Below are 15,852 nucleotides of genomic sequence, written 5' to 3'. Positions count from 1 at the left end.
AGGCCATGCCGGCCTTGTTCGTGCTGATCTGGAGCACCGGTTTCATTGTTGCCCGCTACGGCATGCCGCATGCGCCGCCGCTGAAGTTTCTGCTCGTGCGCTACCTGCTTTCGATCGGCTGTTTTCTGCCCTGGATCGTGTTGGCGCGGGTCAAGTGGCCCGGCACGCGCACCCAGTGGGCGCATCTGGCACTGACCGGCGTTTTCATGCATGCGGGCTATTTGGGCGGTGTCTGGGCTGCCGTGAAGGCCGGCATGGGTTCCGGCTTGTCGGCCTTGATCGTGGGCTTGCAGCCGGTGTTGACGGCACTGTGGCTGTCGGCCAGGGGCGGCCGAATTACGGCCCGGCAATGGACTGGACTGGCATTGGGATTTGTCGGCTTGGTACTGGTGGTGTCGCGCAAATTCGGGCAAGGGGGCGAGGCCAACTGGCTCAACATGTCGTTGGCGGTGGGCGCCTTGTTCAGCATCACCCTGGGCACCCTGTATCAAAAGCGGTTCGTCGCACCGTGTGATGTGCGCACGGCCAATCTGGTACAACTGGGCGCCGCTTTCCTGGTGACACTGCCGCTGGCCTTGCTGGAGACTGAAACGATGCACTGGAATGCCGAACTGGCGGGCGCCATGGCCTGGTCGGTGCTGGCGCTGACCTTGGGTGGCAGTTCCTTGCTGTATTTGCTGATTCAACGTGGCGCCGCCGCCTCGGTCAGCAGCCTGATGTACCTTGTGCCGCCAGTGACCGCGTTGATTGCCTGGTTGCTGTTTGGCGAGCCGGTTAACGCGCTCACCATCACCGGTACCGCGATCACTGTGTTGGGTGTGGCGCTGGTGGTTCGGCCGGCCGGCCGGCCAGCGCAGTCACCGCCGCGGCGCGGAGACTGATATTTTTCATTGATTCAAGAGGACTCGCCATGAGTAAAAAGAGAATTGCAGTCATCGCCGGTGACGGTATCGGCAAGGAAGTGATGCCCGAAGGCATCCGTGTCATGGAAGCGGCGGCCAGCAAGTACGGGATCGACCTGCAGTTCGACCATTTTGATTTTTCCAGCTGGGATTATTTCGAGAAGCACGGGCAAATGCTGCCCGATGACTGGAAGGACCAGATTGGCGCGCACGACGCCATTTACTTCGGCGCGGTCGGTTGGCCGGCAAAAATCCTCGATCACGTTTCGTTGTGGGGTTCGCTGCTGCTGTTTCGCCGCGAGTTCGACCAGTATGTGAACCTGCGGCCGGCACGCCTGATGCCGGGCATCATCGCGCCGGTGGTGCGGCGCGATGGCAGTCGGCGTGAGCCGGGTGAAATCGACATGTTCATCGTGCGTGAAAACACGGAGGGTGAATACTCCAGCATTGGTGGGCGTATGTACCCCGGCACCGAGCGTGAAATCGTGATGCAGGAAACCGTGATGTCGCGTGTTGGCATTGATCGGGTATTGAAGTTTGCCTTCGAGCTGGCGCAATCGCGTTCGAAAAAACATTTGACCAGCGCCACCAAATCCAATGGCATCGCCATCACGATGCCGTATTGGGACGAGCGCGTGGCCGAAATGGCGAAGAAGTATCCCGATGTAACAGTCGATAAATTTCACATCGACATCCTGACTGCCCACTTTGTGCAGCGGCCAGACTTCTTTGATGTGGTGGTGGCCAGCAATCTCTTTGGCGATATCCTGAGCGACCTCGGGCCGGCCTGTACCGGCACGATTGGCATTGCACCGAGCGCCAACCTGAATCCGGAGCGGGAATTCCCGTCGCTGTTCGAGCCGGTCCACGGTTCGGCTCCGGACATCGCCGGCAAAGGCATTGCCAATCCCATCGGCCAGATCTGGTGCGGTGCCATGATGCTGGATTTCCTGGGTTACAGACAGGCGCATGATGGCGTTCTGGCGGCCATCGAAAAGGTGTTGCAGCCTCAAAGTGGTGCGCCGCGCACGCCTGACCTGGGCGGCGTCGCCGGCACCAGAGACGTCGGCCTGGCGATTGCCGGCGCGCTTTGATGTATCCGGGGTTTTGTGCCGGAATTTTGTCGGCTCCACGGTGAAAACCGACTAGAATTTGCGTCCGCCCTGTTGCAAAGCCTTCACTTGAATTGACACCGTCAGTGTCCGTGGCTTGAATGACCTTAAGCAGGGTGGTTGCCAGATTTTTAAAGAGACAATTTAATTAACTCTGTTTCCAGATTAGGGGTTCTTTGTGAATAAAACCGAATTGATTGAGCACATCGCAGTACATGCAGACATTTCCAAGGCGGCGGCTAACCGGGCACTTGAGTCGGTCATTGGCGCGGTCAAGACGACTTTGAAGAAAGGCGGCTCTGTTTCGCTGGTGGGTTTTGGCACCTTTGCGGTCGGTAAACGTGTGGCCCGCGTCGGCCGAAATCCGCGCACCGGCGCTGCGATTAAAATCAAGGCCGCCAAGGTTCCCAAGTTTCGTCCCGGCAAGGCCTTGAAAGATGCATTGAATTGACAGCCGGTTAAGGTGGGGTGCTTAGCTCAGTTGGTAGAGCGGCGCCCTTACAAGGCGTAGGTCGGCGGTTCGAGCCCGTCAGCACCCACCACTCTGGCAAAGGCGAACAAAATGTTCGCCTTTTTTTGTTTTCTACTGGAGAATTTACGCATGTTTGATTTTGTCCGCAAGCACACGAAGATCATGATGTTCGTGATGTTTTTGCTGATCATCCCGTCGTTTGTATTGTTTGGCATCGACGGCTACAACCGGATGCGTGAAAAAGGTGAGGCGGTGGCCCGTGTCGGTGGCTATGACATCACCCTGGGCGAATGGGATGCGGCGCACAAAGCGGAAGCGGACCGCCTGCGCACCTCGATGCCCAACCTGGATGCCAAACTGCTGGATTCGCCGGAGGCCCGTTACGCCACGCTGGAGCGACTGGTGCGCGAGCGCGTGCTGGCCCAGGCCGCCGACAAGTTCAAACTGACCACCAGCGATGCCCGGCTGGCGCGCGACCTGCAGGAGGATCCGACCATTGCATCCTTGCGCCTGCCGGACGGCAAACTCGACATGGACCGCTATCGCCAACTGGCCGCCAGTCAGGGTCTGACGCCGGAAGGGTTTGAAGCCCGGGTGCGCCACGACCTGTCGGTTCGGCAGGTGGAAGCCGGTTTGACCGGCACTGGTTTTTCCGCGGCCGCCGTTGCCGATGTGTCGTTGAACGCATTTTTTGAGAAGCGCGAAATCCAGATCGCCAACTTCCTGAGCACCGACTTTGCCGCCAAGGTCAACCCCAACGAAGGCGAGCTGGAGGCTTTTTATAAGGCCAACCAGGCGCTGTTTCAGGCGCCCGAGCAGGCCAGCATTGAATATGTGGTGCTGGACCTGGAATCGGTCAAGAAAAGCATTTCCATCAGCGAGGCTGACCTCAAGTCCTATTACGACCAGAATGCGGCCCGTCTGAGTGGCGCCGAGGAGCGACGTGCCAGCCACATCCTGATCAACGCCGCCAAGGATGCGCCGGCCGCCGAGCGCCAGAAAGCCAAGGCACGCGCCCAGGAGTTGCTGCAAGAGGTGCGCAAAGCGCCCGACAGTTTTGCCGATGTGGCGAAGAAGAACTCGCAGGATACCGGGTCGGCGGCAAAGGGCGGCGATCTTGACTTTTTTGCCCGTGGTGCCATGGTCAAACCGTTTGAAACGGCCGTTTTCGCCCTGAAAAAAGGCGATATCAGCGAGGTGGTGGAATCTGATTTCGGCTACCACATCATCAAGCTCACCGATGTCAAAACCCCCAAGCAACGCAGCTTTGAAGAGTTGCGTGCCGGCATTGAGGCCGACCTGAAGACGCAGCAGGCGCAGCGCAAGTTTGCCGAAACGGCCGAGGCTTTTACGAACGGTGTTTATGAACAATCCGACAGCCTCAAGCCGGTCGCCGACAAGCTCAAACTTGAAATCAAGACGGTTGCCAATATGACGCGTAAACCGGCTGCCGGCACCACCGGCATTCTGGCCAATGCAAAATTCCTGGCGGCAATTTTCGGGCCCGACGCGGTCGAGAAGAAGCGCAATACGGAAGCCATTGAAACGGCCCCCAACCAGCTGGCGGCAGGGCGCATCACGCAATACGTGGCGGCCAGAACGTTACCCTTTGTCGATGTTCGGGCCGTTGTGCGTGAGCGCGTTGTTGCCACTCGTGCCGCCGAATTGGCGAACAAGGAAGGCGTGGAAAAGCTGGCGGCCTGGAAGGCGGCACCGGCTTCGGCGCAGATGCCCGCGGCGGTGCTGGTGTCGCGTGATCAGGCGCAAAACGTTGCTCCGCAGGTTCTGAATGCGGTGCTGCGCGTGGATGCTTCGGCTTTGCCGGTTTTTGTCGGGGTCAATTTGGGTGGCCAGGGCTACGCCGTGGTCAAGGTCAACAAGATCGTGCCGCGCACGCCGCCGGCCGAAGCCGCCGCCCGGCAAGACCGGGCTCAGTATGCCCAGTGGTGGACCGGGGCGGAAAGTCAGGCTTATTACGGCCTTCTCAAGGAACGCTTCAAGGCTGCCATCATGACGGCACGACCGTCGCGCACGGCAGGCGATGCAGCGCCCATCGCTGCCAGGTGAAGAGAGGCAACAGGTATAATCGACGACACGGTGGCTGTAGCTCAGTTGGTAGAGTCCAGGATTGTGATTCCTGTTGTCGTGGGTTCGAGCCCCATCAGCCACCCCAGTAAATACAAGGTTCCAACGCTACTAGATTCGTAGCATTGGAATTTTTTTTGATAGATCTGGAATGGACGGCCTTTTAATACGCCCACTGGCTGTGGGCATTTTTTCTTTTGTACCGGATAAAACCAGCCGGTTCAGTTCACCAGCACCAGTTTGCCCATCACGCCTCTGGACCCCATGTGGGAAAAAGCGGCTTTCAGATCAGCCATTGGCATGGTGCGGTCGATCACCGGTTTGATCTTCCCCTGAGCGTACATTTTGACCAGTTCCTGCAGCATGGCCGCGGCGGCTCTGGGTTCGTGCTTGGCGAAGTCGCCCCAGAATACGCCGACGATGGAGGCGCCCTTGAGCAGCGGCAGGTTGAGCGGCAATGCCGGTATCGGTCCGGCGGCAAAACCAATCACCAGGTAGCGCCCGCGTCTGGCGATGGAGCGGAAAGCGGGTTCCGTGTAGTCGCCACCAACCGGGTCGTAAATGACGTCGGGGCCTTTACCGTCGGTCAGCGTCTTGACCGCCTCGCGCAGATTTTCGGTGCCGTAATTGATCGTTGCATCGGCGCCTATCGATTTGCACAGGGCGCATTTTTCGGCGCTCGAGGCCGCGGCAATGACCTTGGCGCCTAACGCTTTGGCAATCTGTATCGCTGAAGTACCGACGCCTCCCGCTGCGCCCAGTACCAGCACGGTTTCCCCGGCTTTGAGTTGGGCCCGGTCCACCAGCGCGTGGTACGAGGTGGCATAAATCATGATGAAGGCGGCTGCGTCGACAAAAGGGAAACCCTCTGGCAGCGGCAAGCACAGTGCCGCCGGCGCCAGGGTGTGCGTGCCAAAGCCGCCGGTACCCGACAGACAGGCCACGTGTTGGCCCACTTTCAAATGCGTCACGCCATCGCCCACCGCTTGCACGATGCCAGCGTACTCGGAGCCCGGCACAAAGGGCAGGGCGGGTTTCATCTGGTACTTGTTCTGCACGATCAGCAGGTCGGGGAAATTCAGGCTGGCCGCCTTGATCTCAAGCAGGACCTGGCCCGCCCCGGGTTGCGGTGTCGGGATTTCTTTCCAGGTCAGGGCGTCAACGCCCACCGGGTTTTCACAAAGCCAAGCATGCATGGGGAAATCTCCAATCAAATTGCGCGAATGATAGGGCTAACTGGTTGTCAAAAATGTCCCACGCGTGACGCCAGCGTACCAGTGGACAGCCGCCTACAATGAACGTCAACTTTTTTTGCCCATGAAGATTCTTATTTCCAATGACGACGGCTATCAGGCCGCGGGCCTGGTGGCCCTCTACGAAGCCCTGAAAAGCGTGGCCGATGTCGAGGTGATTGCACCGGAGCAGAACAACAGCGCCAAATCGAACGCCCTGACATTGCATACCCCGCTCTACGTCAACCGCGCCAGCAATGGGTTTCGTTTCATCAACGGCACGCCGGCTGATTGCGTGCATGTTGCGCTGACCGGATTGCTGGGGTACCGCCCCGACCTGGTGCTTTCCGGCATCAACAACGGTGCCAATATGGGGGACGACACGATCTACTCGGGCACCGTGGGAGCCGCCATGGAAGGCTATCTGTTTGGCATACCGGCGATCGCATTCTCGCAAGTGGAGAAAAACTGGTCGCATCTGGAGTCGGCCGCCCGCAAGGCGCGTGATCTGGTGTTGCAGATGTCCCAGCTGAACCTGATTGGCAGCAGTCCGTGGCTGCTCAATGTGAATATTCCCAACTTGCCTTTCAATCAACTGGGCCATGTGAAGCTGTGTCGGCTGGGTCGCCGCCATGCCGCCGAAGCGGTGATCACCCAGACCAATCCACGGGGCGACACCATGTACTGGATTGGTGCGGCGGGGGCCAGCAAGGATGATGCTGACGGCACCGATTTTCATGCAACCACCCAGGGCCACATTTCGATGACGCCTTTGAAGGTGGACCTGACCGACCATGACAGCTTGAGCTATTGGGCCCAGAGCGCTGCCAGACTGGCCGGCCCGGTTTGACTGTTGCATGAACAAGCGCCCGTCTTTTCCGGTCCGTCTGGATTTTTCAAGTGGCCAGGCCCAGGCCAGGCGGCCCGGGTCGGGGCACAGCGGCGCGGCTTTGAGCAAGGATGGCAAGCCGGCCGCTGGCGCGCCACCGCAAGGGGTCGGACTGGACTCCGGTGCGGTGCGCATGAACATGGTGCGCAAACTTGCCGGCCAGGGCATCACCGACCCGCTGGTGCTGTCTGCCATGGGCTCGATCGAGCGGCACCGGTTTGTCGACAGTGCCTTGGTCAATCAGGCCTATGAGGACACCAGTCTGCCGATCGGCCTGGGTCAGACCATCTCCAAACCGGGTGTCGTGGCGCGCATGGCCGAGCTGTTGCGCCACGGTGCTGCCGGCCGCTTGGGGCGGGTGCTGGAGATCGGCACCGGCTGCGGTTATCAGGCCGCGGTGTTGAGCCTGCTGGCGGACGAGGTCTACAGCATCGAACGCCTGCGTGGTTTGCATGAAAAAGCGCGCGACAATTTGCGACAGTTGCGGCTGGCCAACCTGCATCTCCTGTTTGGCGATGGCACGCTGGGCTACGCCAAGGGTGCCCCTTACGCCGCCATCATCGTGGCGGCGGCCAGTGAGTCCGTGCCGCCGGCCTGGACCGATCAACTGGCGGTCGGCGGGCGGCTGGTGGCGCCGGTCGCCCATGGTCGCGCGGCGGCCGGACAACAGGCCCTGCTGGTCATCGACAAAACGGTGCAGGGTTTGCAGCGAACCGTGCTTGAGGCCGTCCACTTTGTCCCTTTAAAATCGGGGCTCGCATGAAGGGATCTCCTATGTTTGGTTTGAGTGCCCGTTTGGGCTCGGTTTCGGTGCTGCTGCTGGTTGGCGCATTGCTGGCGGGATGCGGCACCAAGGTGCTCAATCGGGCACCGGTTGAAGATCGCGCTGCCGTGCCGGGTAAGCCGGCGCCAGTGGCGATCGAGCCGGCGCCGGCGGCGGTCGTCAAGCCTTTGCCTGGATCGGAGAACCTGGGCAAGCCCGGGTATTACACCGTCAAACCGGGCGACACATTGATTCGGATTGCTTTGGATCACGGGCAAGGGGCCAAGGACATCGCCCGCTGGAGTGGGGTTGAGAATCCCAACCGTATCGAAGTGGGCCAGGTGTTGCGGGTCGAGCCCCCCATCGGTAATGGCGTGGTTGCCAAGCCGGTTGCCCAGTCCAACGTCACGCCAGTCCCGAGCGCTGCGGCGCCAGCCAGCGCGGCCAGCAAGCCGGCCGTGGCGGCCGTGGTTCCCGGCGCTGCTGCCGCGCCACCGGCGGCGGTCGCCGGTGAAGACGAAATCGCCTGGATCTGGCCTACCTCGGGTGCCGTGCTGGCCGGCTTCGACGAGGTGAAAAACAAAGGGCTTGATATCGGTGGGGCTGCGGGTGACCCGGTACTGGCGGCGGCCGATGGTCGGGTTGTTTATGTCGGCGCCGGTTTGCGCGGCTACGGTAACCTGATCATCCTGAAACACAACAACACCTACCTGACAGCCTATGCTCACAATCAGACCCTGCTGATCAAGGAAGATCAGTCGGTGCGCAAGGGCCAGAAGATTGCCGAAATGGGTAGCAGTGACGCCGACCGTGTGAAGTTGCATTTTGAAGTGCGCCGCCAGGGCAAACCAGTCGATCCGGCCAAATACCTGCCGGCTAGGTGATCCGAACCGGTTCTGAAATGCCGCTTTCAGAAGGCTGATGGCGGGCAATCTGTCGGGCTAGCAGGAAAGATCGGCGGCCGAGGTTCGCAGCAGTTCGGTCAGATCTTGCGCCGGCATCGCTTTGGCATACAGCCAACCCTGGTAAACCTCGCAACCGTATTGGCGCAAGAAAGCCAGTTGGGCATCCGTTTCCACACCCTCAGCCACCAGCGTCATCTCCAGGCTGTGGGCCAAGGCGATGATGGCCCGGGAAATGGCGACATCACCGGCATCGTGGGGAATTCCGTCCATGAAGCGCTTGTCAATTTTGAGCTTGCTCACCGGCAAGGCCTTGAGATAGGCGAGTGAGGAATAGCCGGTGCCAAAGTCGTCCAGGGCGACGCGGCAGCCCAGCCCCCACAACAAGGCATTGAGTTGTTCGCGCGCCTGCTCGGGCTGCGTCATGGCCACCGACTCGGTGATTTCAATGTCCAGCCAGTGCGCTTGCGCGCCGGTGCGCTTGAGTGCCGCGCGTACTTTCTCCGGCAGATCGCGCTGGCGAAATTGTTGCACCGACACATTGATGGCGACACGCAAAGGCGTACCGGCTTGGGTCCAGGCGGCAATTTGCCGGCACGCCGTCTCCAGCACCCAATCCGACAAAGGCAGGATCAGGCCGGTGGCCTCGGCGACCGGAATAAAACGTGCCGGCGATACATCGCCCAATACCGGATCGTGCCAGCGCAGCAAGGCTTCGGCGCTGACAATGGCGCCTGTTTCGACGTCCACCTGGGGCTGGTAGTGCAACTGTAAACTGCCATCGGCAATGGCTTCCTTCAGGCGGGTATGCAGTTGCATGTCCTCGTGCACGCGCCGGTCCATTTCTCCGGAGTAGAAGGCATAGGCGCCGCGTCCGGCCTGCTTGGCCTGGTACATCGCCATGTCGGCATAGCGCAGCAGAGTCTCGCTGTCCTGTGCATCGTCCGGGTAAAAAGCCAGACCGATGCTGCCACCCGAATAGACATCCTGATCTTTCAGGCGGTACGAGGCCTGCAGCGACAGCAACAGTTTGGTGGTCACACTGACCACTTCATCCGACTCATTGAGATCGGTCAGCAGAATGGCAAATTCGTCTCCGCCCAAGCGGGCCAGCGTGTCGTTTTCGCGCAGGATGCTGCGGATACGGTTGCCCACCTGCACCAGCAAGGCGTCACCCGTGGCATGCCCAAAACTGTCGTTGACGGTTTTGAAATGGTCCAGATCAATAAACAGGACTGCGACGTGTAATTTGGTGCGCCCGGCACGCGCCAGGGCCTGGTTCAGTTGCAGGCGAAACAACCAGCGATTGGGCAGGCCGGTGAGTTCATCGTGGGTGGCCTGGTGTTTCAGCGATTCTTCAAATTTTTTGCGCTCGGTCAAATCGCGGATGTAGGCAATGGCATGGCCGCAACCCTCGTCCTCCCAGTGTCCCAAAGAAATGTCCACCGGCAGCATCTGCCCGTCGCTGCGCATCAATTTCAAATCCATCAAGCCCATGGCACGGGGACGTGGCGTCACGAAGTAACTGCGCATCGACTGTGCGTGGCGCGCGCGCAAGTGCTCGGGCAAAAAGATGTCTACGTTTTGCCCCTCCAACTCGTTCACCGCATAGCCGGTGAGCGTTTCCATGGCCGGGTTGGCCATCAAAATGCGCCCGCCGTGGTCAATCCACAAAACGCCATCGGGCGCCGCATTGAGTACCAGCTTTTCGCGCAGATGTTGCGCTTCAAGGCGCTCCAGCGGGCGATGCATGGCTTCGTTGAAGGTGGCATGGAACAAATACAGATAGGCGGCCACCTTGTACAGATGCCCAATGACATTGGCCTCATCCTGGTCGGTCGCCCCCAGCAGCGTGAAAAACAGTTCCGAGACGGCCGACAGGGTCACCGCAAAGCCCAGGGCCATGACGCATTCGTGCACCAACTCCGCGCGGCGACGCCACAATATCCCAAGGGTCGCCACATTGCCGGCGACGACCAGCCACTCCAGCCCTATCTTCAAGGGCGTCAGGCCCTGCCCCTGGACAAACAGCACCGGTATGCGCTCCGGCCAGCGCAGTCCGATCAGGCCAAGAACGGCGACGCCCGCCAGCATCAGCGCCAGGGCGAGTCGTTTTCTCAACGGGTTGAGGCTGGTCACAGCGGGCAGCAAGACGTACACCAGCAAGGCGCTGGCTGCCAGCAGGCGCGCCGCAAGCCAGAAATAAATCGATTTGGAGGGGCTGTTGGGGGTCAGGGCGTCGGGCATGCCGACATAGCTCAGTGTGTGCAGAAAGTCGAGCAGGCCGACGCCGAAAAACGCCACGCCCAGCAGCACCACGGCTCCCTTGCGTACCGAAAACAGGGCCCGGTAGCCGGTGACAAAGACCAGCATCGCCACCAGCACGGCGAACAACTCCACCACGCTGTGCCAAAACGCAAAGGTCGCCGGTTCCAGCACGATCCGCCAGACCGGGTGCGAAACCCACCACAGCAGAGCCGGGGCCAGTGCCAGCAAGGTCCAGCCGGCGGCGCGTTGATAGGGGTGCGTCTGTTGCTGCTGCATGTGTCCGGGTACGCTATTGATGTCGCGGCGAAGAGGGGTGCCGGCTTCCAGTTCCAGCTTGGTGCCCGATAACGGCCGCTCGATGCCCGCCAGCATCGGCGATGCCTGAATTGAGTGTGCCCCGGTCGGGCACGCCGCTGCCGCGCCGGTCGACCTTGATGGCGGGCATAAGCTTGCTTGTTGTGGCGTCCATTGGCTCCCCTTTAAACGATAGTGCTGTTACGTCCAGCCAAGTACCAGCACACTGCGGGACTGAGAGGCAATTGAGATGCCCACGTCTGTTTATCGGTAAGTTGCCGAAAAACTTTAGGAGAGCTCCCGATTTCCTGGTCCAGGCCTTCGTTGATCGCCTTGGCGATCAACGGGACCCCCTGAGTGCTGCCGCTGACGCGGCAAACATTTCATCCCCTTGCACCGGACCTGGTGGGCTCAGTACCGACCAGAGGCATGGGGAATTTGCTATGGCTGCCGTCATAGTCTAAGCGAGCCCAGCCCGACCTCGCCGACAATCACGCCATGAGTGACGAAATTAATACGACGACGATGCCGCCCGACTGGCTATGGGTTGAATCGCTGGACCTGGAAGCGCAAGGCGTTGCCCACCGAGCCGACGGCAAGGTGGTGTTCATCGAGGGCGCCTTGCCGTTCGAATGGGTGAGCGCCACGGTGCAGCGCAAGAAAAACAATTGGGAGCGGGGCGTGGTGACGGCGGTTCATCGCCAGTCCTCGCAGCGGGTCCAACCCGCTTGCCCCCATTTTGGCTTGCATGAAGGCGCCTGTGGCGGTTGCAAGATGCAGCACTTGCATGGGGCGGCGCAGGTGGCGATCAAGCAGCGCGTATTGGAGGACAACCTGTGGCATTTGGGCAAGGTCAAGGCCGATACCATTTTGCGGCCGATCGAAGGTCCGGCCTGGGGTTACCGCTATCGGGCACGGTTGTCGGTACGTCATGTGCGCAAGAAGGGCGCCGTGCTGGTGGGATTCCATGAGCGCAAAAGCGGCTATGTGGCAGACATGCCGGAATGCGCCGTGCTGCCGCCCCAGGTGAGTGCTTTGCTGATGCCTTTGCGGGTCCTGATTTCGACCCTGGAGGCGATTGAAACCTGTCCGCAGATCGAGCTGGCGTGTGGTGACTCGGTGATCGCGCTGGTGCTGCGTCATCTGGAGCCCCTGAGTGCCGCCGATCTAGCCCGGCTGCGTGCCTTTGCCCAACGTCATGTCGGGGTCCAGTGGTGGCTGCAGCCGAAGGGGCCGGAGACGGTGCATTTGCTGGACGAAGGGGGGCCGGAGTTGAGTTACGCGCTGCCTGAGTTCGACCTTCACATGCCATTCAAGCCGACCGACTTCACCCAAGTCAACCCGCATATCAACCGGGTTCTGGTGTCACGGGCGTTGCGCTTGCTGGAGGCTGGAAAAGACGAACGTGTGATCGACTGGTTCTGTGGCCTGGGTAACTTCACCTTGCCCATTGCGACGCAGGCACGGGAGGTGCTGGGCGTTGAGGGCAGCCAGGTGCTGGTTGCCAGAGCGCGCCAGAATTACCTGAAAAACGCCAATTCGACCCCTGCCAGACCAGCGCTGGGCGCGACTCGTTTTGTGGCCAGCAACCTGTTCGAGATGACGCCGGCCGCGTTGATTGAAGAAGGTGTGGCCGACAAATGGCTGGTCGATCCGCCACGCGAAGGGGCTTTCGCCCTGGTCCTGGCGCTGGCCGATTTGCATCAACAAACCCTGGATCCGGTGAATCATCCGCCGACCGCCGGTGCGCAGGGCTGGAGAGCGCCGAAACGGATTGTCTATGTCAGTTGCAACCCTTCCACGCTGGCGCGCGATGCCGGTTTGCTGGTGCAGCGGGCGGGTTATCGCTGCTGCGCCGCTGGCGTGGTGAACATGTTCCCGCATACGGCCCACGTGGAGAGCATGGCGGTGTTTGAGCGGGACCTTTGAAAACAAAAAAAGACCCCGCAGGGTCTTTTTTTTGCAACCGCAAACTGGCTTCAGTCGCGCTCGCCGCCAAAGATGCCCAGCAGCGCCAGCAGGCTCTGGAACACATTGATGATGTCCAGGTACAAGGCCAGCGTGGCGCTGATGTAATTGGTTTCACCGCCGTCCACGATCTGCTTCAGGTCATACAGCATGTAGGCGCTGAAAATACCGATCACCGCCACCGAGATCGCCATCATGCCGGCGGTGGAACCGACGAACACGTTGATGATGCCGCCGACCATGACGGCAACGGCCCCCACAAACAGCCACTTGCCCATGCCGGAGAGGTCGCGCTTGATCACGCTCGACAGGCTGGCCATGACAAAAAACACGCCAGCGGTGCCGCCGAAGGCGGTCATGATCAGATCGGGGCCGTTCTTGAAGCCCAGTACCATGGCAATCATGCGCGACAGCATCAGGCCAATGAAGAAGGTGAAGCCCAACAGTACCGGCACACCGGCGGCCGAATTCTTGGTTTTCTCGATGGCGTACATGAAGCCGAAAGCACCGCCCAAAAACACAATCAGCCCGAGGCCGCCACCCAATGAGCGGGTGATGCCGCTGGCTACGCCCAACCAGGCCCCCAGCACGGTCGGCACCAGGCTCAGGGCCAGCAGCCAGTAGGTGTTGCGCAGCACTTTGTTGCGCTGTTCGGCTGACGCCACGTAGCCATAGCCACGGTCGATGGATTGAATGTTGTCAGTCATAGTCAAGTAACTCCTTAAATGTCTGCCCGCTGCAGTTAGGGTGGATTCTAGGGGAATCAAGTGTCTTTACAAAAATGATGGATGCCGCTTTCCTGTTTTCTTAAGAGGTCTTTCACCCGCCATGCGGGCAAAGCGGCGTCGGACCAGGGGTATGCTTGTTTTTTCTCCCAACAAAGGTTAGTCATGAAACAAAAATTCACCCTTGAACTCTCCGATGTCAAGGCAATGGCCGCCGCTGCCGAAGCTGAAGCCCTGAAAAACAACTGGGCCGTGAGCGTCGCCATCGTCGACGATGGCGGACATCTGCTTTGCTTGCGGCGGCTCGATGGTGCGGCCGCGATTTCGGCCCACATTGCACCGGCCAAGGCGCACACGGCGGCGCTGGGTCGGCGCGAAAGCAAGGGCTACGAAGAGATCATCAACGCTGGGCGTACCTCGTTCTTGAGCGTGCCTGAAATCAAGGGCCTGCTGGAGGGCGGTGTTCCCATCATGAAAGATGGCCAGTGCCTGGGCGCGGTCGGTGTCAGTGGCGTCAAATCGAGCGAAGATGCGCAGATTGCCCGGGCCGCCATTGCCGCCCTTGGCCTGTGAACCGGTCCGGTCAATAGTTCAGCCGCTCGGGCCTGATTTCCTGCAGGATGGTGGTTGCGATCTCCTCGATCGACTTGGTCGTGGTGGACAGCCAGCGGATGCCCGAGCGGCGCATCATGGCTTCGGCTTCGTTCACCTCCATGCGGCAGTTTTCCAGTGAAGCGTACCTGGAGTTGGGCCGGCGCTCGTTGCGGATCTCGCTCAGACGTTCCGGTTGGATCGTCAGGCCAAACAGTTTGTTCTGGTGTTGCTTTAGTGCGGAAGGCAAATGGCGGCGTTCAAAGTCTTCCGGAATCAACGGATAGTTGGAGGCCTTGAGCCCGTACTGCATCGCCAGATAGAGTGAGGTTGGCGTCTTGCCGCTGCGGCTGACACCGACCAAAATGACATCGGAGGCGGCCAAATCGCGGTGTGATTGCCCGTCGTCGTGTGCCAGCGAGAAGTTGATGGCCTCAATGCGCGACTGGTACTCCTTGCTTTTGCTGGCATCGCTGAAGCGGCCGACGCGGTGGCTGGACTTGAGCTGGAGTTCTGTTTCCAGGGGTCGTACGAAGGTGTCGAACATGTCCAAGAGCATGCCCCGACAGTCATCGGTGATCACTTTGAGCACTTCTTCATTGACCAGGGTCGTGAAAACGATGGGCTTGCTGCCATCCACGATGCCGGCGTGGTTGATTTGGCGGACCGCCTGGTGCGCCTTGTCGACGGTGTCGACAAAAGGCAGGCGAACGTGCCGGGACTTGAGTTCAAACTGGGCCAGGATGGCACTACCAAAGGTTTCCGCGGTGATGCCGGTGCCGTCGGAGACAAAAAATACAGTGCGGTTGGACATGGTGGGTAAATCGTAAGGTTTTTTGGCTTTGGCGTGGGCCGGCACGGCGAACCGTGCCTGGTGTCAGTTCGCCGCCTACAATGACGGCAACTACCGAATTTTCCCATGCACTGCACTGACCGAATACAACAACGACAAATTCAGCTTGCCTGCATGGACGTTGCCGGCGTACCAGAACGCCCGGCTTGGCACGTCGATCCGCTTTTAACTTCTGGAGCTTCCCCATGTCTGCACTTTTCAACCCGACCGCCCTGGTCGTACCGTTTGAGAACCTGAGAATGACCGACGTCGAGTCGGTAGGCGGTAAAAACGCCAGTCTCGGCGAAATGATTTCAAATTTGCCATCGGGCGTCAAAGTACCCACCGGATTTGCCACGACGGCGCATGCCTTCCGCGAATTTCTGGCGTTTGGTGACCTGGTTGACAGGATCAACGCCCGCTTGAATGCACTGGACACGGAGGATGTCAGGGCGCTGGCGCAGGCCGGCGCGGAAATCCGCGCCCTGGTCGAGGCGCAGCCCTTCCCGCCGGATTTGGAGCAGGGCATTCGCCAGTCCTTCGCCGCCCTGAGCGCCGGTAGCCCGCAGGCCTCGTTTGCGGTGCGTTCCTCGGCCACCGCGGAAGACTTGCCCGATGTCTCGTTTGCTGGGCAACAGGAAACGTTTTTGAATGTGATCGGCATCGACGAGGTGTTGCACAAGATCCGCGAGGTTTTTGCCTCTCTGTACAACGACCGCGCCATCAGTTACCGCGTGCACAAGGGTTTTGCCCACGAGCATGAGGCGCTGAGTGCCGGGGTTCAGCGCATGGTGCGCTCCGACATCGGGGCGGCGGG

At 60.2% G+C, this 15,852-nt stretch carries 14 protein-coding genes and 2 tRNA genes; 12 read left to right on the top strand and 4 right to left on the bottom strand.

All coding sequences use genetic code 11. The features are described from left to right. The first annotated feature begins 5 nt into the window (after positions 1-5). The 6 genes from PHS32_RS11995 to PHS32_RS11970 all read left to right on the top strand — a co-directional run bounded on the left by PHS32_RS11995 (position 6) and on the right by PHS32_RS11970 (position 4,659). A complete protein-coding gene (locus tag PHS32_RS11995) occupies positions 6-881 on the top strand; it encodes a DMT family transporter (RefSeq protein WP_301079268.1) in 876 nt (291 codons plus the stop codon). Positions 882-910: 29 nt separating this feature from the next. Next, complete coding sequence (locus PHS32_RS11990) at positions 911-1,996, top strand: tartrate dehydrogenase (protein ID WP_301079207.1); 1,086 nt, start codon at positions 911-913, stop codon at positions 1,994-1,996. 196 nt (positions 1,997-2,192) lie between these two features. Further along, on the top strand, positions 2,193-2,465 hold the full coding sequence (locus PHS32_RS11985) for an HU family DNA-binding protein (protein WP_301079206.1): 273 nt from the start codon (positions 2,193-2,195) through the stop codon (positions 2,463-2,465). A 15-nt stretch (positions 2,466-2,480) separates the two neighbouring features. Then, positions 2,481-2,556: transfer RNA gene (locus PHS32_RS11980), tRNA-Val, on the top strand. A 59-nt stretch (positions 2,557-2,615) separates the two neighbouring features. Continuing rightward, complete coding sequence (locus PHS32_RS11975; protein ID WP_301079205.1) at positions 2,616-4,553, top strand: SurA N-terminal domain-containing protein; 1,938 nt, start codon at positions 2,616-2,618, stop codon at positions 4,551-4,553. A gap of 30 nt (positions 4,554-4,583) precedes the next feature. Continuing rightward, positions 4,584-4,659 (top strand) — tRNA-His (locus PHS32_RS11970). 133 nt (positions 4,660-4,792) lie between these two features. On the opposite strand, the gene PHS32_RS11965 is transcribed toward PHS32_RS11970, so the two are convergent. Beyond that, on the bottom strand, positions 4,793-5,767 hold the full coding sequence (locus PHS32_RS11965; RefSeq protein WP_301079204.1) for an NADPH:quinone oxidoreductase family protein: 975 nt from the start codon (positions 5,765-5,767) through the stop codon (positions 4,793-4,795). Between the two features lie 121 nt (positions 5,768-5,888). Here PHS32_RS11965 and surE point away from each other — a divergent pair, with 121 nt between their 5' ends. Genes surE through PHS32_RS11950 form a run of 3 tightly spaced genes read left to right on the top strand, consistent with a single transcriptional unit; the run spans position 5,889 to position 8,339 of the window. Further along, a complete protein-coding gene (surE, locus tag PHS32_RS11960; protein ID WP_301079203.1) occupies positions 5,889-6,653 on the top strand; it encodes a 5'/3'-nucleotidase SurE in 765 nt (254 codons plus the stop codon). Positions 6,654-6,660: 7 nt separating this feature from the next. Further along, entirely contained in the window at positions 6,661-7,455 is a 795-nt protein-coding gene (locus tag PHS32_RS11955; protein WP_301079202.1) for a protein-L-isoaspartate(D-aspartate) O-methyltransferase, read from the top strand. Further along, the gene (locus PHS32_RS11950) at positions 7,452-8,339 is read left to right on the top strand and encodes a peptidoglycan DD-metalloendopeptidase family protein (RefSeq protein ID WP_301079201.1); all 888 of its coding nucleotides are present in this window, start codon (positions 7,452-7,454) and stop codon (positions 8,337-8,339) included. The genes PHS32_RS11955 and PHS32_RS11950 overlap by 4 nt, the downstream gene beginning before the upstream one ends. A gap of 57 nt (positions 8,340-8,396) precedes the next feature. On the opposite strand, the gene PHS32_RS11945 is transcribed toward PHS32_RS11950, so the two are convergent. Continuing rightward, positions 8,397-10,997 (bottom strand): EAL domain-containing protein, encoded by a 2,601-nt coding sequence (locus tag PHS32_RS11945; RefSeq protein ID WP_301079200.1) that lies wholly within the window; start codon positions 10,995-10,997, stop codon positions 8,397-8,399. A gap of 420 nt (positions 10,998-11,417) precedes the next feature. Here PHS32_RS11945 and rlmD point away from each other — a divergent pair, with 420 nt between their 5' ends. Beyond that, positions 11,418-12,848, top strand: coding sequence for a 23S rRNA (uracil(1939)-C(5))-methyltransferase RlmD (gene rlmD / locus PHS32_RS11940; protein ID WP_301079199.1), 1,431 nt, complete (start codon positions 11,418-11,420; stop codon positions 12,846-12,848). Between the two features lie 50 nt (positions 12,849-12,898). On the opposite strand, the gene PHS32_RS11935 is transcribed toward rlmD, so the two are convergent. Further along, positions 12,899-13,594 (bottom strand): Bax inhibitor-1/YccA family protein, encoded by a 696-nt coding sequence (locus PHS32_RS11935; RefSeq protein ID WP_301079198.1) that lies wholly within the window; start codon positions 13,592-13,594, stop codon positions 12,899-12,901. Positions 13,595-13,777: 183 nt separating this feature from the next. On the opposite strand from PHS32_RS11935, the gene PHS32_RS11930 reads away from it, so the two are divergent. After that, positions 13,778-14,185, top strand: coding sequence for a heme-binding protein (locus tag PHS32_RS11930; RefSeq protein WP_301079197.1), 408 nt, complete (start codon positions 13,778-13,780; stop codon positions 14,183-14,185). A gap of 10 nt (positions 14,186-14,195) precedes the next feature. On the opposite strand, the gene PHS32_RS11925 is transcribed toward PHS32_RS11930, so the two are convergent. Beyond that, the gene (locus PHS32_RS11925; RefSeq protein WP_301079196.1) at positions 14,196-15,017 is read right to left on the bottom strand and encodes a pyruvate, water dikinase regulatory protein; all 822 of its coding nucleotides are present in this window, start codon (positions 15,015-15,017) and stop codon (positions 14,196-14,198) included. Positions 15,018-15,241: 224 nt separating this feature from the next. On the opposite strand from PHS32_RS11925, the gene PHS32_RS11920 reads away from it, so the two are divergent. Next, the coding region (locus PHS32_RS11920; RefSeq protein WP_301079195.1) for a PEP/pyruvate-binding domain-containing protein at positions 15,242-15,852 on the top strand (611 nt) is incomplete at its 3' end.

It is taken from the genome of Rhodoferax sp., from assembly GCF_028714215.1.
GTDB lineage: Bacteria > Pseudomonadota > Gammaproteobacteria > Burkholderiales > Burkholderiaceae_C > Rhodoferax.
Note: the sequence above shows the minus strand (reverse complement) of the source record. Positions and strands in the feature narration are given on the sequence as shown.

Bases quoted from the DNA above. Each gene is read 5' to 3' on its own strand.
- PHS32_RS11995 (WP_301079268.1), top strand. From the start codon at position 6: ATGCCGGCCTTGTTCGTGCTGATCTGGAGCACCGGTTTCATTGTTGCC.
- PHS32_RS11990 (WP_301079207.1), top strand. From the start codon at position 911: ATGAGTAAAAAGAGAATTGCAGTCATCGCCGGTGACGGTATCGGCAAG.
- PHS32_RS11975 (WP_301079205.1), top strand. From the start codon at position 2,616: ATGTTTGATTTTGTCCGCAAGCACACGAAGATCATGATGTTCGTGATG.
- PHS32_RS11965 (WP_301079204.1), bottom strand. From the start codon at position 5,767: ATGCATGCTTGGCTTTGTGAAAACCCGGTGGGCGTTGACGCCCTGACC.
- surE (WP_301079203.1), top strand. From the start codon at position 5,889: ATGAAGATTCTTATTTCCAATGACGACGGCTATCAGGCCGCGGGCCTG.
- PHS32_RS11955 (WP_301079202.1), top strand. From the start codon at position 6,661: ATGAACAAGCGCCCGTCTTTTCCGGTCCGTCTGGATTTTTCAAGTGGC.
- PHS32_RS11950 (WP_301079201.1), top strand. From the start codon at position 7,452: ATGAAGGGATCTCCTATGTTTGGTTTGAGTGCCCGTTTGGGCTCGGTT.
- PHS32_RS11945 (WP_301079200.1), bottom strand. From the start codon at position 10,997: ATGCTGGCGGGCATCGAGCGGCCGTTATCGGGCACCAAGCTGGAACTG.
- rlmD (WP_301079199.1), top strand. From the start codon at position 11,418: ATGAGTGACGAAATTAATACGACGACGATGCCGCCCGACTGGCTATGG.
- PHS32_RS11935 (WP_301079198.1), bottom strand. From the start codon at position 13,594: ATGACTGACAACATTCAATCCATCGACCGTGGCTATGGCTACGTGGCG.
- PHS32_RS11930 (WP_301079197.1), top strand. From the start codon at position 13,778: ATGAAACAAAAATTCACCCTTGAACTCTCCGATGTCAAGGCAATGGCC.
- PHS32_RS11925 (WP_301079196.1), bottom strand. From the start codon at position 15,017: ATGTCCAACCGCACTGTATTTTTTGTCTCCGACGGCACCGGCATCACC.